This window comes from Thermogemmatispora sp. (genome assembly GCF_019683755.1).
Classification (GTDB): Bacteria; Chloroflexota; Ktedonobacteria; order Ktedonobacterales; family Ktedonobacteraceae; genus Thermogemmatispora.
Genome location: NZ_JADGHT010000022.1, coordinates 1 through 25,353, shown reverse-complemented (window position 1 = coordinate 25,353; position 25,353 = coordinate 1). Strand labels below are relative to the sequence as shown.

The following is a 25,353-nucleotide window of genomic DNA, read 5'->3' as shown; positions in this document are numbered from 1 at the left end:
ATCATATTCTAGCATAGAACTATATGATAGTGATACTCCTATAGTCGAGCCACATACCTGACCCGCCAGATCAGAACGAGCGGCACCGTAGAGAGCCTTTACTCTCCAGGCCAGAAAGCAGAAAAGCTTGACCCCGACTGGCCACCAGGGATATCCTAACCTACAGAAAGACAAGAGAAGAGCGAGAGCCGACAGAGACAGGCAGGCCTCTCACTTACTTAATCAGCCAGCCGAGCCGATGCGCCAGAGAAGAGAACGGAGCGCAGCAGCCAAGCCAGCCAGCCAGACAGCAGAGAAGGAAGGTCCATGTCAACAGAGCAACCCTTGCACCTTATTCTTGACACCGACCCTGGTATCGACGACGCCTTGGCCCTTCTGCTGGCCCTGGCCTCGCCCGAAGTCAGCCTAGAGGCCGTCACCACCGTCAGTGGTAACGTTCCACTAACGCAGACCACCCGCAACGCGCGGGCCTTGTTAGCCCTTGCAGGGCGGCAGGACATTCCTGTCGCCGCGGGTGCCGAGCGTCCGCTGGTACGTCCGCCCATCCACGCCGCAGACGTACACGGTCCATCGGGCTTAGGGCGAGCCGAGCTAGCCGAACCAGCGTCACCCGCTCGTGCAGCCACAAAGGCACCCATACTGATCAGCGAGCGCATCAAAGCTGCTCCAGGCACCATTACCCTGGTCGCCATTGGGCCACTAACCAACCTGGCACTGGCCGTCAGAATGGACCCAGAGATCGCCCAGCAGGTACGCGAGGTTGTCATCATGGGCGGCGCTCTGCGTGTTCCCGGCAATGTGACCCCTGCTGCAGAGTTCAATATTTACGCTGATCCCGAGGCCGCCCATATCGTCTTTCACGCCGGCTGGCCATTGCGCCTTGTCAGCCTTGACACCACCCAGCAGGTTGGCCTGACCCGCGCCCAATTTACCCCCCTGTGCCGGCCAGAGAGCCTCATCGGGCGCTCTATCGAGGCGATGCTTGCCCATTATTTTGAAGACTTCGCCCCGCGCGCCGGCTACGAGCGCTTTCATCTCCATGACCCGCTGGCGCTCGCAGCCGCCTTTCGTCCCGAGCTGCTCCGCTGGGAACCGGTCTACGTTGACGTTGAGCTGAGTGGCAGCCAAACCGCTGGGGCAACCATTGCCTGGTTCCGCCGCCGGAGCCAGACGCCACCTCCCAACGTCCTGGCCGCCACCGCCGTCGATATCGAAGGCTTCACCACCTTCTTCCTGGAACGGCTGGCGCGCCTGCTCTGAACAGAACGGCATCATGACTTTCGCCGCCTGCCTGCGTCTCTGGCCACTCCTCGTTGCGTCAGGCTCTGGTCAGCAATCAACCAAGCCTACAAGGCCTTGACCCAGTCTTTTCAGCGTCTGCGGATCGCCAGGTTGAGCCAGCGGTGCAGTCTACCAGCCCGACCTGACGGCTACCCGGGCCCGCTACCATCAGGACCAGGAAGGATGGAGCAAAACCTGTGACGCACATTCACCAGCAGCCACGAGAAGAAGTTATTAGCTCACGCCGACTCAGCGAGCTGCAAAGCGCCCTGCGCGCCCAGGTGCGCGGCGACGTCCGCTTTGACGCCGGCAGCCGGGCCATGTACTCGACCGACGCCTCCAACTATCGCCAGGTGCCTCTAGGCGTCATTCTTCCGCGAGATGCCGAGGATGTCTGCGCCGCCATCGATGTTTGCCGCGCCTATGATGTGCCCATACTGGCGCGCGGTGGTGGCACCAGTACCGCCGGTCAAACCTGTAATGTGGGGGTTGTGCTCGATCTATCGCGCTACATGCGGCATATCCTCAGCCTTGACCCAGAGCGGCGTCTAGCCCGTGTTGAACCCGGTGTTGTTCTGGATGACCTACGCCATGCCGCCGAGCAGCATCACCTGACCTTTGCCCCTGACCCCTCAACCCACAACCGTTGTACCCTGGGTGGCATGATCGGCAATAACTCCTGTGGCACCCATTCGCTCATGGGAGGCAAAACCGTTGACAACATCGAAGAGCTGGAAATCCTGACCTATGATGGCCTGCGCCTGCGCGTCGGCCCTACCAGCGAAGAAGAACTAGCGACCATCATCGCCGCCGGAGGACGGCGCGGTGAAATCTATGCACGCCTCAAGACCCTGCGTGACCGCTACGCCGACCTCATTCGTCAGCGCTACCCGAACATCCCGCGCCGCGTCTCGGGCTACAATCTCGACCAATTACTTCCAGAGCATGGCTTTCATGTCGCTCGTGCCCTCGTAGGCAGCGAAAGTACCTGCGTCATCGTTCTGGAAGCCACCGTTCGCCTCATACCCAGTCCACCAGCACGCGTCTTGCTTGTCCTGGGATATCCAGACTTCTTCCGCGCCTGTGATGAGGTTCCGGAGTTGCTCGAATTTCGACCCATGGCCCTTGAAGGCCTTGATGAGGGGCTGGTTGCCGATAGTCGGCGTAAAGGACTCAACCTTGATCACCTGCGCCTGCTGCCCCCAGGGGGTGGCTGGCTGCTGCTCGAATTTGGCGGCCAGAGCCACGCCGAGGCCGAAGACCAAGCACGGGCCTTGATGGCCCACCTGCAGCATCGCCGTGGAAGCCCTCCCCCTCAAATGCGCCTCTGCAGCAGCGAGGACGAAGCACGGGCCTTATGGGAAGTGCGCGAATCGGCTCTTGGAGCCTCCACTTTTGTTCCAGGCCAGCCTCTCAAATGGGAAGGGTGGGAGGATTCCGCCGTTCATCCCAGTCGTCTCGGTGCCTACCTGCGTGAGCTGCGTGCACTGCTCGACCGCTACGGCTACCAGGCCAACTTTTACGGACACTGTGGTGAAGGCTGCGTTCACATGCGCGCCAGCTTCGATCTGGAAAGCCAGGAGGGCATTCGCCAGTTTCGCGCCTTCATGGAAGAGGCCGCCGATCTCGTCGTACACTATGGTGGCTCGCTCTCGGGCGAGCATGGCGATGGCCAGGCGCGAGCCGAATTGCTGCCTAAAATGTTCGGGCCAGAACTGCTGGAAGCTTTTCGCGAGTTCAAGGCCATTTGGGACCCCGCCGGACGCATGAACCCCGGCAAGGTTGTCAATCCCTACCGACTCGACGCGGATCTGCGCCATGCGCTTCCCCTCCCCCGCCCTACTGCCACCCATTTTCAGTATCCCGCCGATCATGGCAACTTCGCCCATGCAGTCATGCGCTGCGTAGGGGTCGGCAAATGTCGCCGCACCGATGGCGGCCTCATGTGCCCGAGCTACATGGTTACCCGCGAAGAAGCCCACTCGACCCGCGGACGAGCGCGGCTGCTCTTCGAGATGCTCTATGGCCATCCCCTGCGCGGGGGCTGGCGCTCCGAAGAAGTGCGCCAGGCGCTCGATCTCTGCCTAGCCTGCAAAGGCTGCAAAAGCGAATGCCCTGTCAATGTCGACATAGCCACCTACAAGGCCGAATTCCTGGCCCATTACTACGCCGGTCGTTTGCGACCGCTCAGCGCCTACCTCTTCGGCCTCATCCATCGCTGGGCCGCCCTGGGGGCACGCGCGCCCGAGCTGATCAACCTACTGACACAGACCCCTCTCTTGAGCCACCTGCTGAAGCGCACCAGCGGCATTGCCCCTGAGAGACGCCTGCCGCGCCTGGCCCCGCTGAGCTTCCGCGCCTGGTTCCGGGAGCGGTCGACACAGACACGCCCAACAGAACAGAGCTGTGGTATGCGGGTCCTCCTGTGGCCAGACACCTTCAATAACTACTTTCACCCCGAAACAGCGCGCGCAGCCGTCGAAGTCCTGGAAGCTCTTGGCTTCCAGGTCGAACTACCGCCAGTCGCTCTTTGCTGCGGGCGACCCCTCTACGACTACGGTATGCTCACCACCGCGAAACAGCACCTGCGTCAGATCCTTACTGCGCTGCGGCCCTATCTGGAGCAGGATATCCCCATTGTCGGACTGGAACCCGGCTGCGTCTCCGTCTTCCGCGACGAACTACCCAATCTCTTTCCTGAAGATCGCGAAGCGCAGCAGCTCAAAGAGCGCGTCCTCCTGCTAAGCGAGTTTCTCGAACGCTACGCCGGAGACTACCGCTGGCCACGCCTGGAGGGTCAGGCACTGCTGCAGCCACACTGCCATCAGCGTGCCTTGATGGATGTGGCCGCCGAGCGTCGCTTGCTCAGCAAACTGGGCCTGCAGGTCGAGATACCAGACGCTGGCTGCTGTGGCATGGCGGGCGCCTTCGGCTTTGAAGCTCAACACTACGCCATCTCCTTGCAGGTCGGTGAGCGCGTCCTCTTGCCCACGGTGCGCGCCGCCCGTCCAGAAACCCTGATCATCGCCGACGGCTTTAGCTGCCGCGAGCAAATCGCCCAGACTACGCCGCGCCGCGCCTTGCATCTGGCCGAAGTTCTGCAATTGGCCCTGCGCCTTCCGGCCAATGCTCGCCTGGGACCCTATCCCGAGCGGGCTGCTCTCTTCGCTCCACCCATACCGACGGCTAGACGCCGCCTGAGCAGCGCCTTTGCCCTTACTGGGAGCCTGCTCCTCACTGTGGGTACGCTGCTGCTCTTACGTCGCCGCCACGACCACCGCCGTAGCCTCCGTCCGCCGCTCCAGCAGCAGCGGAAGTGAGTGCGAAATTAGAACAAATGTTTGACACCCATCTTGACCTGAGCTATAATAAGGGCCAGAGAGAACGGTCCACTATCGTCGCCAGAGCGAGCAAGGATCATAAAGTTGCCAGGCGAGCGTTTTTTCTCTGTAGAATGGCGCGCTGCGGTAGACGGGGCGCTTTCCAATGAGGTAAAATGAGTATAAAGCGCACAGTGTTCAGCGTTTACTCAGGCCACCGATACTGGCAAGGTGACCACGCCACCGACCAAACAGCCTGATCAGTGTTGGGAGGAATGCATGACAAACGAGCGTATGGAGAGAAGGCTATATCGCAGAAGCCCGGGCCGCCAGTACAGCCAGGAGGATTACGAAGAGCAGAGATCGCAGAGCTATCGCGGGCAGACAGAGCAGACGCGCTGGCCCACCAGTGGCAGCCGCAGCCCCTCTGGCTCGCTGCTGACACGGCGTCCTGATCTGCGCCGGACGCGCCAGCTCATGCGTCAGAGCATCCTGGCGAGCAAACGGGAGGAAATGAGCCTCCACAGCGAAGGGGTCTTAACCGTCTCCCCCGAGACAGAGGAGGAGCTGATGCCCTCGGCGCGGAGCCGGAGCCATACGCTCTATAGTCAAAGTCGCGAGCCGTACGTCACGACAGCGCCACGCTCGTCCCGTCTGCCCTCGCGTCGCCCACTGTCGGCGGAACTGGAAGCCGAGGGCTGGAGCGCAGAGATGATGCCGCTTGCCCCAGAGGAACCGGTCTTGTATGAGAGTGGCTCTTCAGAGCCTGCAGTCGCCGGTGAGGATGAGGTGGGCTACTTTGATCAGGAGGCTGCACTGACAGGCCACTACGAGGACGAGCTTGTTGAAGAGGAGACCTTCGGCGCCAGCTCCAGCGAGCCCCTCCTGCCGGTCAGGCGACGCGCGACCAGACAGCCGACAACGCGCCGCCTGGCCGAGCCAGAGCCGGACTTCCTCCCTCCCGCAGAAGAGGAATACTTCGAATACGAAGAGGAGAAGCCGCGGCGCAAAAAGCGCCTGCTAACGCGACGCCGTATGTTGGTAGGCCTGGGCGTCGCCGCCACCGGTGGGGCTGTGGTCGCCGCTTCCCAACTGGCCCCCAAAGTCCCCCAGGCGCTCAGCAATACCGCCAGCAATATCGAGCACCAGGTCGCCGACGCCTTTAATCGCGGCTTCCAGGCCGGGGCAGATTCTGTACGCAAGGAGATCATCGCCTCGCTGGAGAATATGGAAGGGGTTTCGCTTGATGCCGCCATCGCGGCGGCCCGTCTGCTGCGCACAGCCTACAACGTCTTTGTCAACCCACTGCTGACCCTGGCCGCCAACGTCACGGGCGACTTCCTGAATGTGACGCTGCGCGCCTTCAAGCAAGCGCGTCAGTGGCTGGCGAATATCGGCCAAGATAACCAGGTACTGGCCGCCCTGCAGACCGTGCTGGAGAACTGGTCAACCCAGGTGAAGCAGATGCCCAAGCAGATCCAGGCCATCACCGATGCCGATCTAGACGGCGCTCAAGCCTATCTGCGCGGCGTCCAGCGCAAGATCGCCGAAGAGAAAGCCAAGCTGAATGGGAGCAGCCAGCAGACTACTCCATCTCCTTCACCCACCGCTTCAGCAAAGAAAAGCTGACCCTGGCGCAACGGCCCACTATTGGCTATACTCTAGAGAAGAGAGTCCAGGACGTTCTGTCTGTGCCGGCCACGACCTTACCCGAGACAGGCCTCTCGCGGCAGTGGCTCAGATGTGGGCAAGAGTTGCCTGCCGCGGCACACAGCTCTGAAAGGGGGGATGTTTTTTTCGCTCCTTTAGCTTGAGCTATAGCACCACACAGCTCTATGGCGCTCAGTCTGATCTATCTCGTAGACCAGCGAGGGTGCCTCGTCCCGGAGGATGAGCAAGCGCCTATCTCCTCAATGTCTTGCTCACCCACCTCTCAGCTGCGCCCAAGTCCTTCTTTCTCAGGCAACTCAAGCCGGACCAGGTGCTCTCGATTGGACCGCCCCTCTGCGTGAGGATCAACCGTCGTGAGGGTCGCTCAAGGCTTCAGGCTTTTCCAGCTTGCTGCGCTCACTCAGCCAGACCCTTCCTCTCCTGGCGAACTAAGGAAAGAGATCAACCGCTAACACTGAGTGAGCAGGCGCTGTTTGCGCTCACAAAGCAAGCAAGGAAACAAGGAAGCAGAGTGACCAGTTTCCCAGCCGGGAGGCAAGCACATATGGAGACAGCTGCAGAGAACACCGGAACAGTCTTGCGCTCCGAGCGTATCGCCGGTGGCATTCTCCCGAAGGTCCTCAACTCTTTTGACATGGTGGCAATTTTCGTCGCCATCGTTCTCTTCATCAGCAACTCCAGCGTTGTGACCGGAGCCGGGGCAGCGGCCTTTATTTACTGGCTACTGGGCTTTCTGACCTTTCTCATTCCTGGCGCCATCGTCACCGGCCAGCTTGGCCTGATGTTTCCAGGCGAAGGCTCGATCTATGTCTGGACCACACGCGCCTTTGGGGCCTTCATGGGCTTCTTCGCGGGCTTCTGCGCCTGGTGGCCTGGCGTTCTCGTAATGATCGCCACAGGCGACGCTGTTGTCTCCCTCATCCAGCAGCTCGGCAGCCAATACGGTCTTAATCTGCTGGCTGATCCCTGGCAGCAAGGCCTGGTAATCCTCTTAGTGATCGCCCTCTCATGCATGCTCTCAGTCCTGCGCTTCCGCGTGACGCAGAACCTGGTCAACATCATCTTTGTGGCCTACGGTGGCGCCATCCTGCTGGTCGGCCTGGCCGGCCTGACCTGGCTCTTGAGCGGGCACCCGGCTCAAGCGGACTTTTCCCCCGCCCGCTGGCAGCTCAACAGCACAAATTACACCTTCTATGGCCTGGTGATACTGGCCCTGCTCGGCATCGAAGTCCCTCTCAACATGGGAGTAGAGATCCAGAACACACGCGCCATCACGCGCTATCTGCTCTGGGGTTCAGTTGTCGTCATGGTGGCCTATCTGCTCGGGACATTCGGCGTCATGATGGCCGTGCCTCCTAGCATCCAGAACCAGGGTAACCCCTCTGTCGTAGCGGCGGTGGTCAAGTATGGCTTCGGCCCGGCGGGCAACGTGCTGGCCACCATTGTCAACCTGATTTTCATCGGCTTCTTCCTCTTCAACACTGTCGTCTACAATTACTCCTTCGGGCGCCTGCTCTTCGTCTCCGGCCTCGACCGCCGCCTGCCCACCTTCATGAGCAAGGTCAACCGCAATCGCGTGCCCTGGGTAGCGGTGCTGGTCCAGAGCATCATTTCAGGACTGTTGACGGCCATCACCTTCATCATTGCCCCGCTCGTGATCCAGGTCCTTAAGCCCTCGGACCTCTCCACAGTGGTTTACGATGTTCTGCAGGCGGCGGTCACCATCATCTGGTGCATCTCGATGGTCTTCCTCTTCATCGATGTGATCTATATCCGCTATAAGTATCGCGAGAGCTTTCGACGTGTCCAACTGGCCCCGGACTGGGTCTTTTACCTCTGCGCGGTCATCGGCTGCATCGCCAGCGCCTTCGGCGTGGTCGTCATCTTTATCTCGCCCTGGACGACCCTGATCAGTACGCAGGCCTGGGACCTCTCGCTCATCGGCTTCGCCGCTATCTCACTTGTGGCCGGTGCCGTCATCTACGTCATTGGCCAAGCAACCATACGACGCGATGTCTCTGACGAGGAAATCCTAGCCGAGGTCGTGGGCGCGCCCGAGGGCATGCGGCCAGCCAGCGATAGCGCCGGAGGCAGCAACTCCTCAGCCTGAGCGTTGACACAAGAGCGCTGAGCGCAGATAGCATAGCCACGGCGACCATATCTTCGCTCGCTGGCCCACAAACCAGCCGATCTGGCTAGGACTAGGACTACACGAGCGCAGGACTGGTCGCCGCTGGCGACCTCTCATCCTGTTCACTCACGCCTGGCTGATTCAGCCTCCAGTGAACAAGTCTCGAAAGCAGGCCGACGGCACGTTACGTTATATGTAAGCAGCCATCATCTCATCGGTGCCGAGGTCCATAGTCCTTGCAGCAAGAACATAGCGAGCGTGAGCTGAGCATAGACGAACTGTCACAGGTGACAGGTATTCCCAGCCGCACTATCCGCTTTTACAATACACAGGGCCTACTTCCACCGCCTCATAAGCGAGGCCGCGTTGCCTACTACAGTGGGGAACACGTGCGCGTCCTTACCCTGATCAAAGAGCTAAAAGAGCAACATAACCTGCCGCTTGACCTGATCAGACAGCTCCTGGAGATCCGCGCCCAGCATGGCGAGATTCAGATGAATCTTGCTCTTAAGCAGCGAGTGCTCCGTCCCCTGGCGAGCAGCGGTCAGGAGATACACTTTAGCCGCGAGCAGCTCCTTGAGCAAACAGGCATCTCGCCAGGATTCCTCGAGGAATTATTGCAGCTCGAGCTGCTTTTCCCCATGAAGGACGGGGAGGAACTCAGCTTCACAGGCGACGATCTGCTGCTGATTGAATTGTACCGCCGTTTAACGGAGCTAGGGCTGCCGCTGGCATTGGTCACACTCATGCGCTTCCATCTGCGCCAACTGGTACGTAGCGAGATTGCTGCCTTTGAGCAATATCTGCTCCCTCAGTGGCGCAGCCGCGGCTTTCCTCTAGAAGAGCAGGCACGCCACTTCGAGGAAATCCTTACCCTGACCGACACCCTGATCTCTATTCTTCACCGCAAGCTGCTCTAGAGTGTCGCAGGCGATAACACTCAGCGTCGGCGGCGAGAAGAGGAAGGTGATCAATCATAGGCGGCGAAAATAAGCATGGGCCAGGCAGGACTAGCACGCGTTAGAAGACGCCGAGATGATGGAGGACGGCTAGTACAATCACCACCACCAGGATCGCCACAATAACGAGCACAGAATAGATCACGCGCCGTCCTAGATGAATCTGACGCGGAGCGGTCTCGGCTATTTTCTCAACTGCCTTCCTCTGCTGCTCCCTCTTTCTCTTCTGCTTTTCCAGCCTCTTGCGATATTTATCGGCGGGCGAGGGAGCCTCGCTATAGGGGCCGGCCTTCATCTGGCGCAGACGGCGGCGCATCTCGCGATTCAGGTTCTCGAACTGCTGCTGCTGCGGATCAGTGGTTGTCACCGTCCGCGGGAGGGTCGACTTGGCCCCCGGCACTGCAGGGCCTCCGATGCGAGGTTTCTGCTCTTGCCGTCCCTTACGCGTCTCCGCAGATTGCTCGCCAGCCTTCAGCTTTTGAGAAGCCGACGCCGCGGGGAAAGAAGTCGAGGCAGCAGTCTGTGATTGCGACTGCGCTTGCTCTCCTGGCTTATTCTTTGGCATGGCTCAAACCCTCACCTTGCTCTTCCTGCTGTTGCTGCAACTCTTGCTGGTGCAATTGGAACTGTTGGGGTTGTTGTTGCTGTTGCTGCTGCTGCTGTGCCGTGCCTTGCCGCTCTTGTTGAGCCACGAACTCTCGGGCGAACTGAGCAGCGCGCTCTTTATCATCGGGGGCCAGGACCCCATCGATGACCAGGCTGAGCAGGTACTCTTTCAGCGGTCGCAGCCAGGGGCCGGGACCGCGTCCGAACATGGCCATCAGCTCATGGCCATCAAGCGGGCTTTTTAGCGGCACGCGCTCGGCCTCCTCCTTTAAGCGGCGGCAGCGTTCGGCTAGCTCCACGACACGAGCAGCAGCGCGTGACACCTTATCGGCGCGATAGCTGGTGATATCAGCGCGAGACAGATCCAGCAAATCCTCCAGATCGTCATTGGCCTCCAGCATCAGGCGCCGCACCGCTCCATCGGTCCAATCCGAGGTATAGGCATTGGCACGCATATGCAACCGGACCACCCGGGCGACGCGCTCACAGAAATCGCGATCAAAGTGGAGGCGACGCAAAATCTCGCGGGCCATCACCGCCCCGACCTCCTCATGGCCGAAGAAATGCACCTTGCCATCTTCGACGGTGCGAGTGCGTGGCTTAGCAATATCATGAAGCAGCCCGCTCCAACGCGCTACTGGACGTGGCGAGGTACGTTCCACTACGCGCAGCACATGAGCATAGACATCCTTTGAGGGAACGCTCCGCTGACTCTGCTGTTGACTCACTCCTCGCAGTTCCAGCACCTCGGGAATGATCCACTGCATCAGCCCTAGCTCGACCAACAGCTCCAAGCCACGTGCCGGATGAGGCGAGAGGAGCAACTTATGCATCTCATCGCGAATACGCTCGCGACTAATCTTTTGCAGCTTACTCGCCTGACGAACGATAGCCTGACGAGTCTCTTCCTCAATCGTAAAGTTGAGTTGGGCCGCCAGACGAACGGCGCGCAAGAGGCGCAGCGGGTCCTCATCGAAGCGCTTATCAGGCTCATTGCCGACGGCGCGCAAGACGCGTCGCTCTAGATCAAGGCGCCCGCCGAACGGATCATAGAGCTGGCCTGTTAGAGGGTCATAGGCCATTGCATTGATCGTAAAATCGCGGCGGCGCAGGTCCTCCTCTAGAACGGTACCGAAGCAGACCTCCGGCTTGCGCGACTCGGGATTATAGCGCTCATCACGGAAGGTCGTGATTTCAATGATATGCTCACCATAGTGGAGACGCACCGTGCCAAAGCGCTCCCCTACCAACACAATGGCCGTCGGCTTCGTCGGCGCCACCAGGCGCTTAATCTCGTCCGGGCGCGCATCCGTTGCCAGGTCAGCATCGCTTGGTTCACCGCGTCCCAGCAGCACATCACGCACCGTCCCCCCCACCATATACAATTGTTTGTTGTGTGCGCGAAATGTCCGGGCCAGTGTTAGAATGATATCTCGCATCGAATGTGTATATATTCGCTTCCCTTCCCTAATAGAGTCGTTCCTTTGCTGGTTCGCTACGATTGGCCTACTCCTTCTTCGAGCTTTGAGCAAGATTGGCGGGGGAATTGCTGGAAGCGATCTGCCTCTCTGTCTGATCCAAGGACAGGTCACAGCAAGTGCAACGGATTTATTATATCATGGCCCCAGGTCACAGGCGATAGCCAGCTTTACCCGCCCGACCGGGCAGGGCTTCCCCCTCACGGCCTCACAGGGCAGGCGCCTCAGCTTTGGAGGTCAGCGAGCTAGTTTGTCTGTCTCCCCTCTCTCCTCTTGCTGTGCAGAATACCATCCTGGTTGCTGTCTGCCGCTCTGCTTGTTTGAGATGGGCAATGTCGACGAGCTTGCGGCTTTTTGGCTGCCGCCTGCTGAAGGTCAGCGGCAGCCATGATACAATAGGACACACGCCTTAACTTTTTGACTGGAGAGCAGAACGAGGAACGATGAGTAAGGCTTCTACTGGGCGACCACGCCCGTTCGTGCTGATCGTGATGGATGGTTGGGGCTTCAACCCGCGCAAGGAAGGCAACGCCATTGCGCTGGCGCGCACACCACACATAGACGAGCTAGAGCGCCGCTGGCCCCATACTCTCGTCAAAACCTCTGGCGAGGCCGTTGGTCTGCCTCCGGGCCAGATGGGCAACTCCGAAGTTGGTCATCAGAACATCGGAGCAGGCAAGCGCGTCCTACAAGATTTTACCCGCATCAGTGAATCGATCCAGGATGGCAGCTTCTACCAGAATCCTGCCCTTCTGAAGGCTATTGAGCATGTCAGGCGTAATCACTCACGGCTGCACATCTGCGGCTTACTTGGTAATGGCGGCGTGCACGCTCATGAAGACCATCTGGAGGCTCTGCTGCGCCTGGCCCGTCAGCATGAGATCGAGCAGGTCTATATCCACGCCTTTACCGATGGGCGCGACACCTCGCCCACTGCCGGCGTCGAATTTATGAAGCGCCTGGAGGCGCGTGCGTGCGAGATCGGTGGCGATCATCCGGCGCGTGTGGCGACGGTCAGCGGGCGCTACTATGCCATGGACCGAGATAATCGCTGGGAGCGCACCGCCAAAACCTACTTTGCCATGACGCGCGGCGAAGGCGAGCGGGCCTCATCGGCGGTCGCTGCCATCCAGCAGTCCTATGAGCGCGACGTGACCGACGAATTTATTGTCCCCACGGTGATCATGGAAGAGGAGCACCCGCTAGCTCTCGTCAAGGAAGGTGATGCCCTCATCCACTATAACTTTCGCCCCGACCGTGCTCGTCAGCTGACCAAAGCCTTTGTGTTGGAAGAGCTACCGCCGCAGGCTGCTGGCAAATTTGAGCGCGGGCCACGCCTGCGTGACCTGGTCTTTGTCATGATGACCGAGTACGAGGCGGGCCTGCCAGCCGAAGTGGCTTTCCGCGCCGATGAGGTCGAGATGCCCCTAGCACGCGTCATTTCTGAGCACGGCTTGCGTCAGTTTCACACCGCCGAAACTGAAAAGTACGCCCATGTGACCTACTTCATCAATGGGCGTCGTGAGACACCCTTTCCCGGTGAGGACCGTCTGCTTGTCCCTTCACCGAAGGTTCCCACCTACGATCTACAGCCCGAGATGAGCGCACCAGGCGTCACCGAGACAGCTATCGAGCGCATTCGCAGTGGCCAATACGACCTTGTGATCATGAACTACGCCAATGCCGACATGGTTGGCCATACCGGTGTCCTTGAGGCTGCCATCAAGGCAGTCGAGGCTGTCGATGCCGGCGTAGGGCGAGTGGTAGAAGCCACCCTAGCTGTCGGTGGCGGCTTGCTGATCACTGCTGATCATGGCAACGCCGAGCAGATGATCTATTATGACAGCGGTAAGCCCATGACGGCCCATACCACCAACCCGGTTCCGCTCTATCTCGTCGTCCCCCAGCTTGCCGATGCCAAGCTACGCAACGATGGCATCCTGGCCGATATCGCCCCGACTATTCTGCAGATCATGGGGCTGCCCCAACCACGCGAGATGACCGGTCGTTCTTTACTACTACCTCAGCAGTAGCCAGAGTTATCCACATCTTGTGCTAGAATCGGGAGAGTTATCCACATCTTGTGGTGACATATGTGGATAACTCTCCACCAGTGTGGATAACTCTGATACAGAAAGAGCCTCCTCAGAGGCGGCGAGCCAACACACGCAAGCGGCGATAGTCCAGCTCCCAGCGTCCTTCTTTGAAGAGCACTGGGCGAAGTTTCTCCTCGATAGCGGTTAAAATCTCCTCTCGTCGCTCCGTAGGCACGGCCCCTAGCAATGGGGACCCGAACATCTCCAGCCAGAGGCGCAGCCCTCGTTCTCCCTCCTCGAGGGCCGTTGGTCGTTCGAAGAGCCAGGCGGCCTGTACCTCGAAGCCGTGGGTCTCCAGCAGGGCCGCATACTCGCCCAGCGCAGGGAAGTACCAAGGATTGGTCGGCGTTATCGCCAGGTGCTCCTGTAGTACCGCCTCTACTGCCGCCTGCAACGTTGCGACATTACCGCGCCCGCCCATCTCCAGCGCCAGGCGTCCACCGGGCTTGAGCAAACGGGCCAGGGCCTTGGCCACCCCCTCTGCATCAGGTATCCAGTGAAGAGCGGCATTCGAGAAAACAGCGTCAAAGGGCTGCGGATAGGAGAACGTGCGAATATCGCCTACGTGCCATTCGAGGGTCGGATAATGCTGGCGGGCGGCCTCGATCATCGCTGGAGAGAGATCGAGACCCACCACCTGCGCCCCGCAGTGCGCAATTGTGGCTGTCAGATGGCCCGTCCCACAGCCCACATCAAGAATCAGTTCGCCTGAACGTGGCGCCAGCAGCTCCACCAAGCTGCTGCCATACGCAAAGACGAAAGCATGTTTGGCATCATAGAGAGCTGCGTCCCAGTCACCGGTAGTCAAAACAGCACCTCAGCTTTTCTTTTTTTGTTCAAGGAGAAGAGAGAACAAGAGCTGTGAGAGAGAGAAGAGGGTCCCTTCGCTGCAGGGGAAAAGCTAGCCAATGCGATCGAGGCAGGAAAGGGCTGCGACAATCACTTCGCCTTCTTCCAGCAAGATGCGAGCCGCATGAGCATACACGCCCGACGGAAGACGCTGGCGATGAAGAAAGAGAGAGAGGATCTCGCCAGTCCTACCACGGTAGTCGCCGCAGCAAATACGCACGCGCGCCCCAGGGACCAGTGTCAGTTCTGGTTCCTGAGCAGGCAGGGCCTCAGCCTCAGCAGCGGTCAGCGAGATCAGCAGCTCGGGCAGCACACGCTGTCGCACTGAGGTCCAACCAGACAGGAGGACCACGCGCCCTTGATAGCAGCTCAACAGTTGCAGTAGGCGTGCAGGCATCGCCAAGCTTCCTAAGCCTTCTGTCAGCATGATCGTCAAAGGTGGCAAGCGAGACTGCAGGGCTTCAGCGTTTGGACTATTCACCAGCTCCAGCAGATCGGCATGTAGGAAGCCTTCAAGATCACGCAGAAAGATACTGCTAGCGATAATGCCAACTACTCCAGAATTGAGGGCATGACGCAACAGAAGGAAGCTAAGCGGGCCAGGTACCACCAGGATAGCGCCGGGAGGAATAGGCTGTCGCGAACATGAGTTACCCTTACCAAGGGCCTGCCAGAGCGTCAAGATGCCCGCCACCTGGGGACCGGCGCCCAGGACCCCCTGCACAGCCACCACCTGGCTTTCGATCACAACTCCCCCGCGTGCCGTCACATCGACAACACGTCCCCGCAGGCCAGCCGGTACTGTCTCCTCACCCAGTGTGGGCACAGCCAGCATCGTTCCCGTATCGTTTAGGTGATGCGCAGCACCAGCCGGCTGGATTGCCGGTAGCTTTCGCGTCACAGCCGGCAGCGAGAGACGGGGGAGATCACTGAGTTCCTCGTGGCGCTCCTCATGCTTCAGTCGGATCACTGGCTGATCCGGCTCAACCATTTGACCAGGATAGACCAGGGCCACCGCTCCTGCACGCGAGCCACCGGGCCAGCGCTCCCGGCGCACCACAACCTGTAAGCGCACAGACCACCCCAGGGGATAGGCCATCGTAGCGAGTGCCTCCCACGCATGCGCCAGATCATAAGCAATATGCCATCAACATGAGCAACAGAGCAGCTTGTAGCGCTTTGAGCCATAGCGCACAGGCCATAATTGAGTCCAAGCCCTAGAGGGAGAGCAGGATAGCCATCTTCCCCGCTCTGCACCGACCCGCCCTGCAATCACTTGATAGGAGTGAGGCGCTGCGCTGCTTCCGCAACCAGCAGCAGCCAGTATCAGGTTGGATATCGAGGTTCAGGCCCCGATGGCCTGGGACCACTGCAACAGACGGGCCTGGCGTTCAGCCTTATCTGCTGGCAGCATTAACGGGCGACCGCGGGCATCGATAATCAAGCCTACCAGGCCGCCATCGATCTCCTCAGCGGCGCGGGCCCGTTCACCCGGGCCCAGCCCCACATCGACCGTTGAAGCGGGATAGAGTGTCAGCAGGGCCTGCTCGTTCAAGCGCAGAGGGATCACCTCTATCGAGCCGCTCATGACTTCGACCTGGACTTGCCGTCCATTACTATACTCCACAACGACACGCAGCGCAATCTGATCGGGTGGCAATGCTCCATAGGGAATCACGCAAGTCCCGAGGCGATGAGTCACAGCATCATTCTCATTGACCTGCACGGCAGCCACCGGGTTGACCGTTGCAATGGCCCCCAACTGCTGGAACAGCAAGGTACGATCGAGCACCAGGGAGGTCACACCGCGCGGCTGCAAAGCGTCGAGTAGGATCAAGGCCGCCTGAGCAGGTCGAGGAGCGTGCGCCAGCACACTGCCGGTAGCCAAGATCAAGTCAGGTGAGAAGTTGCTCAGCGCTCCTGTCCTCAGCGCCTCGGCAGTTAATAGAATCGCTTCGCGCGCGAACGCCTGGCTAATGTGCAGCTCTCGCTGGTTGCTAGGAACCACATGAGGATGCAACATCGTATTCAGCACAAACTGGCGTAACTCTTCATCGGAGACATCAAAGGGCAACCAGCGGCTGATATTCTGAGAACCGACGCGCTTCAATAGCTCGCCCAAACCGGAGCCCACCCCAATGCCCGCATTCACCAGAGGGATGAACTCCCCACGCTCGCCAGCCAGCAATAAGGTTGTATTGGCGCCACCAGCATCGACAGCCATCACGTTCATTGTATAGTGGTGAGCCAGAAAGCGCACTAGACTGCTAAGCGAGGTTGCTGTCGCTACAGGAGCTGCTGCAGACCAAGACCAGAGGGTGTCACTACCGGGCAGGCGACGTAGAATCGTGCGCTCGTAGAGCGAACTGGCAGCCATACTGATCGGGCCGAGATTGGCGGTAGAGACCAAAGGATCAAGACGCATCACCTCGCCAGCACCATTGATCAGACGCCGCGACGCCTCGACATACTGAGGAGCAGCGGCATAGAGCACTGGCAGGGGGAAAGTGCGCGTCTTCTCACGCTGCTCGTGCGCGGCATTCAGCAGCAACTGGCACGCCTCCTGGATGGGAGTTGCTCCTGTTGGCCCGTCGGCCATACCGACAATGATGGCAGCATGGGGCTGCAACTCGCGCAAGCGATCGATTTGGCGGCGCCACTCCAGGGCCAGGCGCTCAGGGGTCCAGGGAGCAGGGCCGACACCTGGCAGCGGTGTTGACCCTGGCTGCGACAGTTGGCCAGCGGCCATGCTCGCGCTAAACGTCGGCGAGGGCAAGGCATGCAACTCCGCGTAGAGGCCGGAGACCGCCTGTCTCACCAAGTCTGTCAGCGTGGGGCTAGCTGCCCCCAAGACCACCAGGCGCAGCGGGCCACCGGCGCTAATCGTGGTCACAAAGACATCCACCCCATTGCCATCGAGCTGCTCCGGCACGAGTAAGTGACCATCGACAATAATTTGCCGCCCAGTGACCAGCTCGATTTCATTGATGGCCTGCACAATGCCCCGGGTAATATCCTCCTGAGGAGCTGCCAGCGTCGTTGGTGCCTCACCACGCGCCATCAAGCGATACTGCCCTTCGACCAAGCCCAGCAATGAAACCTTTGTCAGCACGCTGCCGCAGTCAGCAACCAAAATAGAATTTGCGGCAGCGGCCTCTTTTCTGTGAGCTGCCGCCTGACCCTCCTGCTGATTCAACTGCGTCTGCATCTCCTGAACACCCCTCTTCTCTCACCTAATGCGGGAACCAGCTACGAATCACATCAAGGAAACTGCGCTTAGCAGGCCGGGCCTGCGTCCGGGACTGAGCTTGAGCCTCGACGCCTGGTCCTGAAGCGGACGCGGGCGGCACAGATGGAGGCGGTGCCGCGTATCCGGGAGCCGCAGATATAGGGTTTGCGCCAGCACTCGGGCCAGCATAAGCACCAGTGGGATAACCAGCAGGGCCTGCGGGCGCAGAAGATGGCGCCCCACCGGCGGCAGGGGTCGGCGGAGGCGAAGTCGGCATCGTCTGCCCATAGCGTGGATCGCTTCCCTGAGTCGGTAACGAAGGCGTGGCCGAGGCCACTCCCAGGAGAGAAGCAAAGACATTCGCTGCCGCCTCACTCTGCTCGCTGACGCCTAGCTCCGTGCGTGGCCGGCTGGGCACACGCATATTTTCTACACGCGGTTGCATCGGATCGGGCAGCGCTCGCCCCGGCTCCTGGGGAAGCGAGCCCTGGCCAGTGGAGCCAGCCGGAGCAGGTGTATCCATCGAGGAGCGTAGCCATTCGGGTAAAGCATTCATATCAATGAGCGAGGCTGCTGTCAGGCTGCCAACGGGCATAGTCGGCGCAGGAGGAGAAGAAGAAGCCGGACTCCCTTGTGTCCCTGATGGTACTGATCCCGCTGCTGAGCTGGCACTCTCTAGCTGGCCCTCGCGCAGCCAGGTGGGCAGAGCATTCATGTCGATAAGCGAAGAGGCCTCTAACCGCGCGGCGCCACCAGTTCCAGGAGCAGGACCCAGCTTGGCCGCCTCGATGCCCGAGCTTTGGCCCCGGAGCCAATCAGGTAACTGTTGCGGATCGATCAGCTCATGTGCCTGCAGCGGCTGACCAGGCATGGGGGTCATGCCTGGCTCTCTGCCTGCTCCCCTGGCCCATTCCTGGGAAACAGGTGCCGAAGAATCCGGCGCGGCACTCTCTTCCGTTGATGGTTTCAGCGACCTCATCCATTCTGGCAGAGCATCTGGCTCGATCAAGCTAGAGGCGGGAATATCCTTCTTCGGACCACTCTCCTGCTCCTGCCCCTCACGCATCCAGGAAGGCAAAGCCTGCTCATCGATGAGAGAGCGTGCGGCAATCCCTCGCGCTGGCGAGGCCGCCGCGTAGCCTGCTGGTCCACTAAACTGGGAATTGGCAGGAAACTGATATTCAGCAGTATCTTCCTTTTGCTCCGCACGCATCCAGCTTGGAAGACTATCTTCGTCGATCAGATCAGCGGCAGAGAGCGGAATAGGGCCGGTAGTGCCCGTTGGCAGGCGCTCGCCTGCCCGCAATGATTGCAGCCATGCGGGCAGTTCTGACCGCTGAGGTACTCCTTTCTGCGCATCAGCAGCGCTTGCAGCACTTCCAACTCCGCCAGATAACGGCAAGCCACAGCGTCGGCATGTCGCCATGCCGGCAGCGACTGGCTCTCCACAGTTGCTACACCTAATCACTGTTGCTCCTCACTTTCACCAGGCCGTCTCCTTCGCTCCTGGATCTGGCTCGTTCGCAGTGTAGCATGCTTTTCAGTGGCACGCAACGCACTGCGCTGGTTGCCTGCCTCGATTGCTAAGAGCTATCTAGTGATAAACATGACCAGGCTCACTGATATGATACTATAGATCCATAATCCCCAGCCAAAAGTACTACTTACTTCTCTCCCCCTGCAGGCTAGCTAGACCTTGCGCCTCTTGCAGGCAAGCCATGCCCTTTTTACAATAGGACTGGCCTGGTCGGCATTCTGTAACAAAAGATAGGACAGATGCTTAACATTCGCCAGGCAGAGGAGGAGAAAGAGCGATGAGAATAAGGGGTGCCAGGCGACGCCCGTGGCGACAACGGCTCTTGCTCTGGCTGCTAGTGAGCAGTGGGATCAGTCTATTAGCTCAGCGTCGCGGTGCTCTCAAATGCAGCGGCGTGCCGGCAGCCACCGCGACGGGGACAGTGACTGCTGGAGTCGGTGGGTGGGAACTAGGTCTCTCTCTCATCTTCTTCTTTGTTTCTTCCAGCATTTTATCGCGTTTTCATCAGCAGAAGAAGGCTAGCCTTGCAGCGGAGAAGTTTAGTAAAGGTAGCGCCCGCGACATGTTACAAGTGGTGGCCAATGGTGGTGTGGCAACCTGGTGCGCGCTATGTTATGGCCTATGTCGGAGGCCGTCCCGCCAGGGGCGGGCTTCCCCATCCTTAACCCATTCAGAGGTCGCAGCATGCGATTCCTGGCTGGCCGCCTTTGGGGGCGCTCTGGCAACAGCCACAGCGGACACCTGGGCCACTGAGGTAGGGGTCTTGGTGCACCGCTCTCCACGCCTGATCACGACCGGACGCCTAGTCTCTCCTGGCACCTCAGGGGCGATCTCCTGGCCAGGGACGCTTATGGCCGCGGCTGGCGCCCTGACGACTGGACTGGTACTTGAGGCATCGTTCACGCTGGCTCGCCTGCTCTCTAGCGACCCTAGAGAGTCCAGCCTAGGCCGGCCTCGGTCGTTGCCGTTGGCCTTTATTGCCTGGCTCAGTGGGCTCACAGGCTCTCTCATTGACAGTTTTCTTGGTGCAACTCTCCAGACCGTCTACCGCTGTCCACAGTGTGGACAGGAGACAGAGCGCTCCTTTCATCAGAGCTGCAGCACAGCTACTCAGTATATGCGAGGCTTACCAGGCATCAACAACGATGTCGTGAATTTCCTGGCTACCTTAAGCGGATGCCTGATCGCTTTTGCTCTGAACCGCTTTGCCTCTGGACACAGCCGCTGCTCCTACACCAGGCTGTCCGCCAATTGGCCGAAAAAGGGCAGGCGGTAGTCCGGTCTAAGCCAGGCCATCAGCATCAGCCAGAGCCAGAGTAGCAGCACTAGCCAGCCTAGTAGATTGATCAGCAGTCCCAGCCCGAAGCCGATCAGCCAACCCAGCAGCGGCAGCAGGCTCACAACACCGTGCAGGAACTGGAGCACCAGAATCACTAGCCAGAGAGAGCCGAAGGTCACCAGCGACTGAGCAGCGTGCCAGCGCACATTGCGGTTTCTCTCGAATAAGAGGAGGATCAGACCCGAGATCCAGAAAAGCGCATAAGCAAGCACCCGTTCTAGACGCTCGTCCAAGCCCAGAGTTGTCATGCGATTCATCATGGCCTTTTCCTCGAATCCATCTGGTCGGGCTATATAATTTGCCCTCAGGATCTGACTGCCTATATATACGCGGAGCATCGGAAGGTGTTGCAAGACCGAGGCGCTGCTCCTGTCATTGAGATTCCTGCTCATCGGCCTCCCCGGAGTGATTTCCTTACTAGCCGACTAGGTGTGCTCATGCCCTAGCGGGAGCTGCTCAAGAGGGCAGCTATTGTCAGCCCTCTGAAGCTGCAGTATAATACGAACGCAAAAGCTAGCTAGCGGGAGGCAATGCGAGGTCTATGGGAGGACCGGCACTGATCATTAATCCCAGCGATGGGCTTTTCTTGGCCAGCCTCTTCGGTTTCTTGCTATCGCTACCCCTGTCGCTCTTTGTAATCTTCTGGGTCAGTATGGTGCTGGTCAGGCGACGCTGGGCCGTGATTCTGGGAGCTTTCTTTGGAGCCTTTATCGGCCTTCTGGTGGTCTTGGGTTGGGTCGATACGCTGATTTTTGATACGCCCTTGCCCAACGCTCAGGTCGGAGCCACCTTTTTCGGCTCGCTGTTCTTGTGCAGCATCTTGGGTCTCGTTGGCGGCATGCTGACCGATTGGCTTGTCGCGCGCTCAGAGAGCCGCCGCTCACGTCGACATGCGACGCCTCTCCCCGAGTGAGCTACGACTGTGGCCCGTCAGTCAGCAAGTCTGCCGGAAAAGGCTCTTGCTTTTGAGTTGAGGAGGAGTGAGGGCTTTTTATGTTTTATTTGCTGCATGGCGACGATGAGTTCAGCAATCGCGAAGTGCTTAGACGTCTGCGCCAGCAGGGGGACTTTGGCTACAACCAGGATGTCTATCACGGCGATGAGACCGAGCTGGCGACCATTGTCGCTACATGCAGTACCTTGCCTTTCCTGAGCGAAGGTCGTTTAGTGATCGTCGAGGGACTGCCCCGGAAGCGTCGGAGTAGTTCCTCGACCGCTCAGGAAGCAGCGGGAGCTAATGCAGGCACTGACCATGATAAGGGTTCCATTCCCACAGCAGCCGAAGGAGAAGCCAGCGGAGGAGAGCGCAAGCGCGGTCGGGCGCGCAAGGGAAGTAAGAAAGCCGGTGGGGTCTCACGCGTTGACTTTGAGCAGGGTCTAGCAGCATTTGTCCCCTCGATGCCCGCTTCAACGACCTTGATTCTTCTGGTGGATGAGGTGCTTGAGCCGCGTCATCCTCTGGTTGAGACAGCTCGCCGCTACGGTCAAGAAATCAAAAGCATGCTTCCCAAGGGAGTTGCTCTTGAACGCTGGATCGAGGAGCGAGCGGCGCAGTACAAGGTTCGCATTACACGCGAGGCTGTAGCTCTGCTAGCTAATTTCATTGGGAGCCAAACCCGCATGCTGGCCAATGAGCTAGAAAAGCTAGCGACCTATGTTGGAGAAGGCGGCGTCATTGATGTGTCTCATGTGCGGGCTCTCTCTGCCCAGGTCCAGGAAACTCGCATCTTTGATCTGACCGATGCCCTTGCCCAGCGGAGACCGCAGCAAGCCCTTGATATCCTTCACAGCTTGCTAGCCGAAGGGCAGCCGCCCTTACTGCTACTTGGTTTCATGCTCTCACAGGTTCGCACATTACTGCTTGTAAAAGAGCTGACCCAGAAAGGGCAGCGAGCCGCAGAGGTTGCCACTGCGCTTGGCATCGCCCCTTTCATTGCAGAGCGAGCTGTCCAGCAAGCACGGCACTTCAGTCTTGCCCAACTTGAGTTCATCTATCGCCAGCTTGTCGAGACGGACGCTGCCCTGAAGCGCAGTCGCCTTACCCCTGAGGTGGCTTTTGACCTGCTGATCATGCATTTCTTTACCACGCCGGCCCGCATCTAGCGACAGCCTTGCAGGTGACTTGCGAGCCATAAATCAACGCAGCCATCTACAGCCACATATATGGCCACAAGAGTCTCCTCTGAGCCGCTATCTCATCCCCGAGATACAGATCGCAACTGCTTCTAAGCCAAGGGTGCACTGATGACCACGACTACGCTCCTTGAACAAAGACTGATTGCCCGTATTGAAAAAGAGGGACCTTTGACCTTTGCCGAATATATGCGAGCCGCCCTCTACGATCCCCAGGATGGTTATTATAGAGCCGGCGCGTCGCGCATCGGCTGGGCGGGAGATTACTTCACAAGCGGTGACCTTGGGCCTTTTTTTGCTCACTGCTTGGGGCGGCAGCTTTACCAGATGTGGGAAGAACTGCGTCGCCCACAGCCTTTGCGTGTCTGGGAGCAGGGGGCAGGGCGTGGTGAGCTAGAGGCAGGAATTCGCGCTTGGTCCGAACAGCAGCGGCCTGAGTTTGCCGCTGTGCTCAGCTACCGAAGCCTGGATCTGCAGCGCGGGGAAGACGTTCTCTCTTCCGAAACCCTGCAAGAACTTCAGGAGAGAGAGGGATCTCCTCACGTTATTCTAGCTAACGAGCTGGTCGACGCCTTTCCAGTGCACCTTGTTGAGGTACGGCGGGGACAGCTCTACGAGATCTACGTGAGCGTAGAAGAAGGCAGATTATGCGAAATCGCTGCCCCTCCTTCGTCGCCAGAAGTAGCCACCTACCTTGACCGTTATCGCATTCCCTGGCGCAGCTTTCCTGATGGCTGGCGAGCCGAAATCAACCTGGAGGCCCTGCGCTGGGTCCAATTGCAGGCTAAGCTACTACGGCGTGGCTTCTTGCTTGTCATAGACTATGGCGACCGCGCCGCACGGCTCTACAGCCGCTCGCGGCTTCGGGGAACCCTCCTCTGTTATCACAGGCACCGCATCAACGAGCAGCCTCTAGTCAAGCCGGGGGAGCAGGACATCACGGCTCATGTCAACTTCAGCGCACTGATCGACGAGAGTCGTCGTCACGGTCTTCGCCTACGTCTCTTCACGACGCAGCGCGCCTGGCTAGAGCGACAGGGCATCTTTGAAGAACTAGAGGAGCTTCGCCGCAGCCAGTTCATGGCGGCGGATCAGGAGCGAGCTTCAGATCAAGGACAGATTGCTCTGCTGCGCTGGTACAACTTACGTCAGCAGGTGCTGACTTTGACCGACCCTGCAGGGCTAGGTAACTTCAAGGTCCTCATTATGAGGCGCTGAGCCAGCCAGGAGCGCGCACCTGCTCTCGCTGGCTCCGGTCTAGCGACCAGGCCTGCTAGCGAAGCAGAGAGGTATCGATCAGCGAGCAGGCACTACTCGCCCCGCTAAAACTGCCGCTATGGAAATTCAGCCATAATTTGCGCGAGGCCAGGCTTGCAGGATCGCTGAGATCAAGGGAGAAGTCTTTGAGAGCAGTTCCGACATCATCAGTCTTTAACGAACCAACCAGGAGAAGGGTAGGGCCGCCACAACTGCCCTCATCAATAGTGAGATAATACGTTGTAGCTGGTTTGAGGCCCTGGACAGCGATTTGCAGATGGGAAGGCGAGGGAGACGAAGCATCTGTCTGAGCAGGAGTATGAACCAGGTGAGCCTGAATATTGGAAGAAGGCAAGGAAATGGCACTAGAGAAAGGCTTGCCCACACTTCCAAGGAGACCTTTAGCAAAATCAGCCAGATTTGGGCCGAAAATGGCCACAATAATTAAGACAAGAAAGAGTGCCACAGCTAGGCGCGTCAGCAGCTTCCAGGGCTTCATCACACGGGTCCCCAGTCGAACAGAACAAGTTCTTTAGAAAGGATACAGGACAAAGCAATCTGTGATTGGAAGAGGCAGCGACGAAGGCATGTCCTCCAGCTCAGTCGCGAGTAGTCGCGACAGCGAAAACCCCATCGCTATGGGTTCAGAATCTATTATAGGCGAGAGACAGCGCAGGTGTCTATGAGAGCCAAGGTGGATAGCGATGGTAATCGAGAAGCAACAAGGAGAGGAGGGAGAAGAGGGAAAGCAATAAGAATAGAAAGCGCCCATCCAGGCAGGTGGGGCGGCAACGTCCTACTTTCCCACGGGGTCCCCCCCGCAGTATCATCGGAGCTGGAAGGCTTAACTTCCGTGTTCGGGATGGGAACGGGTGTTTCCCTTCCGCTATAGTCACCGCCCCACCTGCATGGACAGGCGAGAAACAGCGAGCCAGTTCACATATCAGGGAACTGACATCCCCTCAGGTGGAGATGAGGGGACTCGAACCCCTGACCTCTGCCGTGCAAAGGCAGCGCTCTACCAACTAAGCTACATCCCCCTGTACGGGTGGGTGGGCCATCCTGGACTCGAACCAGGGACCTCAGTCTTATCAGGACTGCGCTCTAACCACCTGAGCTAATAGCCCACAGCAAGGAAATTAGACCGAGTGGTGCCGGGTGACCCGAACACCTGGAGAGTGATAAGGTCGAGTTTATGACGACCGACCTGCCAGGCACCAGCCTCATGGCAAGTGGATTACTCTCTGCAACGCTGCCACCCGATCACCGCTTATTATTTTACCACCTACCAGCGTTTCTGGCAAGGGGGTTTTAGCGGATTTCCCGACTTCGCAGAGAGGAGAAGTCGGGACCTCGAGTCGAGTGACAGGATCGACCTGGGAGAGGAGGAGCAAGGATTGGCAGTGGTGGAGCCAGAGGCATGGAGCAGATGCGCGAGTCTCTACGAGCTGGCTCCGGACCTTTAGG

General features: G+C 59.1%; 18 protein-coding genes, 2 tRNA genes and 1 rRNA gene. 10 read left to right on the top strand and 11 right to left on the bottom strand.

Annotated features, from left to right (window positions below; all coding sequences use genetic code 11):
* Positions 1-306 precede the first annotated feature (306 nt).
* From IRZ24_RS03285 to IRZ24_RS03265, 5 genes are all read left to right on the top strand, one after another.
* A complete protein-coding gene (locus IRZ24_RS03285; protein ID WP_297160490.1) occupies positions 307-1,260 on the top strand; it encodes a nucleoside hydrolase in 954 nt (317 codons plus the stop codon).
* A gap of 218 nt (positions 1,261-1,478) precedes the next feature.
* Entirely contained in the window at positions 1,479-4,601 is a 3,123-nt protein-coding gene (locus tag IRZ24_RS03280) for an FAD-binding and (Fe-S)-binding domain-containing protein (RefSeq protein WP_297160489.1), read from the top strand.
* Between the two features lie 279 nt (positions 4,602-4,880).
* A complete protein-coding gene (locus IRZ24_RS03275; RefSeq protein ID WP_297160487.1) occupies positions 4,881-6,230 on the top strand; it encodes a hypothetical protein in 1,350 nt (449 codons plus the stop codon).
* A 586-nt stretch (positions 6,231-6,816) separates the two neighbouring features.
* Positions 6,817-8,382, top strand: a complete 1,566-nt coding sequence (locus IRZ24_RS03270) for an APC family permease (RefSeq protein ID WP_297160485.1) — start codon at positions 6,817-6,819, stop codon at positions 8,380-8,382.
* Between the two features lie 257 nt (positions 8,383-8,639).
* The gene (locus IRZ24_RS03265; RefSeq protein WP_297160483.1) at positions 8,640-9,323 is read left to right on the top strand and encodes a helix-turn-helix domain-containing protein; all 684 of its coding nucleotides are present in this window, start codon (positions 8,640-8,642) and stop codon (positions 9,321-9,323) included.
* A 100-nt stretch (positions 9,324-9,423) separates the two neighbouring features.
* Here the strand turns inward: IRZ24_RS03265 and IRZ24_RS03260 are convergent, their stop codons facing one another.
* Both IRZ24_RS03260 and IRZ24_RS03255 read right to left on the bottom strand, forming a co-directional pair.
* Complete coding sequence (locus IRZ24_RS03260; RefSeq protein WP_297160481.1) at positions 9,424-9,927, bottom strand: hypothetical protein; 504 nt, start codon at positions 9,925-9,927, stop codon at positions 9,424-9,426.
* Positions 9,914-11,407, bottom strand: coding sequence for an HD domain-containing protein (locus IRZ24_RS03255; protein ID WP_297160479.1), 1,494 nt, complete (start codon positions 11,405-11,407; stop codon positions 9,914-9,916). The genes IRZ24_RS03260 and IRZ24_RS03255 overlap by 14 nt, the downstream gene beginning before the upstream one ends.
* A 482-nt stretch (positions 11,408-11,889) precedes the next feature.
* Between IRZ24_RS03255 and gpmI the strand changes: the two genes are divergently transcribed.
* Positions 11,890-13,479 (top strand): 2,3-bisphosphoglycerate-independent phosphoglycerate mutase, encoded by a 1,590-nt coding sequence (gpmI, locus tag IRZ24_RS03250; protein WP_297160477.1) that lies wholly within the window; start codon positions 11,890-11,892, stop codon positions 13,477-13,479.
* Between the two features lie 112 nt (positions 13,480-13,591).
* Here gpmI and IRZ24_RS03245 read toward each other — a convergent pair whose 3' ends face one another.
* The 4 genes from IRZ24_RS03245 to IRZ24_RS03230 all read right to left on the bottom strand — a co-directional run bounded on the left by IRZ24_RS03245 (position 13,592) and on the right by IRZ24_RS03230 (position 19,088).
* Complete coding sequence (locus IRZ24_RS03245; protein WP_297160475.1) at positions 13,592-14,350, bottom strand: methyltransferase domain-containing protein; 759 nt, start codon at positions 14,348-14,350, stop codon at positions 13,592-13,594.
* Between the two features lie 93 nt (positions 14,351-14,443).
* Positions 14,444-15,490 carry a hypothetical protein gene (locus IRZ24_RS03240; protein ID WP_297160473.1) on the bottom strand — a complete coding sequence of 349 codons (1,047 nt, stop codon included), beginning with the start codon at positions 15,488-15,490 and terminating at the stop codon, positions 14,444-14,446.
* A 246-nt stretch (positions 15,491-15,736) separates the two neighbouring features.
* Positions 15,737-17,599, bottom strand: coding sequence for a glutamate mutase L (locus tag IRZ24_RS03235; protein WP_297160471.1), 1,863 nt, complete (start codon positions 17,597-17,599; stop codon positions 15,737-15,739).
* Positions 17,600-17,624: 25 nt separating this feature from the next.
* On the bottom strand, positions 17,625-19,088 hold the full coding sequence (locus IRZ24_RS03230) for a zinc ribbon domain-containing protein (RefSeq protein ID WP_297160469.1): 1,464 nt from the start codon (positions 19,086-19,088) through the stop codon (positions 17,625-17,627).
* 346 nt (positions 19,089-19,434) lie between these two features.
* On the opposite strand from IRZ24_RS03230, the gene IRZ24_RS03225 reads away from it, so the two are divergent.
* Entirely contained in the window at positions 19,435-20,433 is a 999-nt protein-coding gene (locus IRZ24_RS03225; RefSeq protein ID WP_297160467.1) for a DUF92 domain-containing protein, read from the top strand.
* Here the strand turns inward: IRZ24_RS03225 and IRZ24_RS03220 are convergent.
* Positions 20,388-20,756 (bottom strand): hypothetical protein, encoded by a 369-nt coding sequence (locus tag IRZ24_RS03220; protein WP_297160465.1) that lies wholly within the window; start codon positions 20,754-20,756, stop codon positions 20,388-20,390. The genes IRZ24_RS03225 and IRZ24_RS03220 overlap by 46 nt on opposite strands.
* Positions 20,757-21,037: 281 nt before the next feature.
* Between IRZ24_RS03220 and IRZ24_RS03215 the strand changes: the two genes are divergently transcribed.
* The 3 genes from IRZ24_RS03215 (at position 21,038) to IRZ24_RS03205 (ending at position 23,847) form a co-directional block, all read left to right on the top strand.
* Positions 21,038-21,409 (top strand): hypothetical protein, encoded by a 372-nt coding sequence (locus IRZ24_RS03215; RefSeq protein ID WP_297160464.1) that lies wholly within the window; start codon positions 21,038-21,040, stop codon positions 21,407-21,409.
* Positions 21,410-21,489: 80 nt separating this feature from the next.
* A complete protein-coding gene (gene holA / locus IRZ24_RS03210) occupies positions 21,490-22,599 on the top strand; it encodes a DNA polymerase III subunit delta (protein ID WP_297160462.1) in 1,110 nt (369 codons plus the stop codon).
* Positions 22,600-22,740: 141 nt separating this feature from the next.
* Positions 22,741-23,847 (top strand): SAM-dependent methyltransferase, encoded by a 1,107-nt coding sequence (locus IRZ24_RS03205; RefSeq protein WP_297160460.1) that lies wholly within the window; start codon positions 22,741-22,743, stop codon positions 23,845-23,847.
* A gap of 55 nt (positions 23,848-23,902) precedes the next feature.
* Here the strand turns inward: IRZ24_RS03205 and IRZ24_RS03200 are convergent, their stop codons facing one another.
* The 4 genes from IRZ24_RS03200 to IRZ24_RS03185 all read right to left on the bottom strand — a co-directional run bounded on the left by IRZ24_RS03200 (position 23,903) and on the right by IRZ24_RS03185 (position 25,013).
* A complete protein-coding gene (locus IRZ24_RS03200) occupies positions 23,903-24,385 on the bottom strand; it encodes a hypothetical protein (RefSeq protein WP_297160458.1) in 483 nt (160 codons plus the stop codon).
* Positions 24,386-24,669: 284 nt separating this feature from the next.
* Positions 24,670-24,786: ribosomal RNA gene (gene rrf, locus IRZ24_RS03195) — 5S ribosomal RNA — on the bottom strand.
* A 67-nt stretch (positions 24,787-24,853) separates the two neighbouring features.
* Positions 24,854-24,926: transfer RNA gene (locus tag IRZ24_RS03190), tRNA-Ala, on the bottom strand.
* A 13-nt stretch (positions 24,927-24,939) separates the two neighbouring features.
* Positions 24,940-25,013, bottom strand: a tRNA-Ile gene (locus IRZ24_RS03185).
* Positions 25,014-25,353 lie beyond the last annotated feature (340 nt).

What these genes read in the sequence shown, in the direction of transcription:
- IRZ24_RS03285 (WP_297160490.1), top strand. Translation starts at nt 307, where the DNA reads ATGTCAACAGAGCAACCCTTGCACCTTATTCTTGACACCGACCCTGGT.
- IRZ24_RS03275 (WP_297160487.1), top strand. Translation starts at nt 4,881, where the DNA reads ATGACAAACGAGCGTATGGAGAGAAGGCTATATCGCAGAAGCCCGGGC.
- IRZ24_RS03270 (WP_297160485.1), top strand. Translation starts at nt 6,817, where the DNA reads ATGGAGACAGCTGCAGAGAACACCGGAACAGTCTTGCGCTCCGAGCGT.
- IRZ24_RS03260 (WP_297160481.1), bottom strand. Translation starts at nt 9,927, where the DNA reads ATGCCAAAGAATAAGCCAGGAGAGCAAGCGCAGTCGCAATCACAGACT.
- IRZ24_RS03255 (WP_297160479.1), bottom strand. Translation starts at nt 11,407, where the DNA reads ATGCGAGATATCATTCTAACACTGGCCCGGACATTTCGCGCACACAAC.
- gpmI (WP_297160477.1), top strand. Translation starts at nt 11,890, where the DNA reads ATGAGTAAGGCTTCTACTGGGCGACCACGCCCGTTCGTGCTGATCGTG.
- IRZ24_RS03240 (WP_297160473.1), bottom strand. Translation starts at nt 15,490, where the DNA reads ATGGCCTATCCCCTGGGGTGGTCTGTGCGCTTACAGGTTGTGGTGCGC.
- IRZ24_RS03235 (WP_297160471.1), bottom strand. Translation starts at nt 17,599, where the DNA reads ATGCAGACGCAGTTGAATCAGCAGGAGGGTCAGGCGGCAGCTCACAGA.
- IRZ24_RS03225 (WP_297160467.1), top strand. Translation starts at nt 19,435, where the DNA reads ATGAGAATAAGGGGTGCCAGGCGACGCCCGTGGCGACAACGGCTCTTG.
- IRZ24_RS03220 (WP_297160465.1), bottom strand. Translation starts at nt 20,756, where the DNA reads ATGATGAATCGCATGACAACTCTGGGCTTGGACGAGCGTCTAGAACGG.
- IRZ24_RS03215 (WP_297160464.1), top strand. Translation starts at nt 21,038, where the DNA reads ATGGGAGGACCGGCACTGATCATTAATCCCAGCGATGGGCTTTTCTTG.
- holA (WP_297160462.1), top strand. Translation starts at nt 21,490, where the DNA reads ATGTTTTATTTGCTGCATGGCGACGATGAGTTCAGCAATCGCGAAGTG.
- IRZ24_RS03205 (WP_297160460.1), top strand. Translation starts at nt 22,741, where the DNA reads ATGACCACGACTACGCTCCTTGAACAAAGACTGATTGCCCGTATTGAA.
- IRZ24_RS03200 (WP_297160458.1), bottom strand. Translation starts at nt 24,385, where the DNA reads ATGAAGCCCTGGAAGCTGCTGACGCGCCTAGCTGTGGCACTCTTTCTT.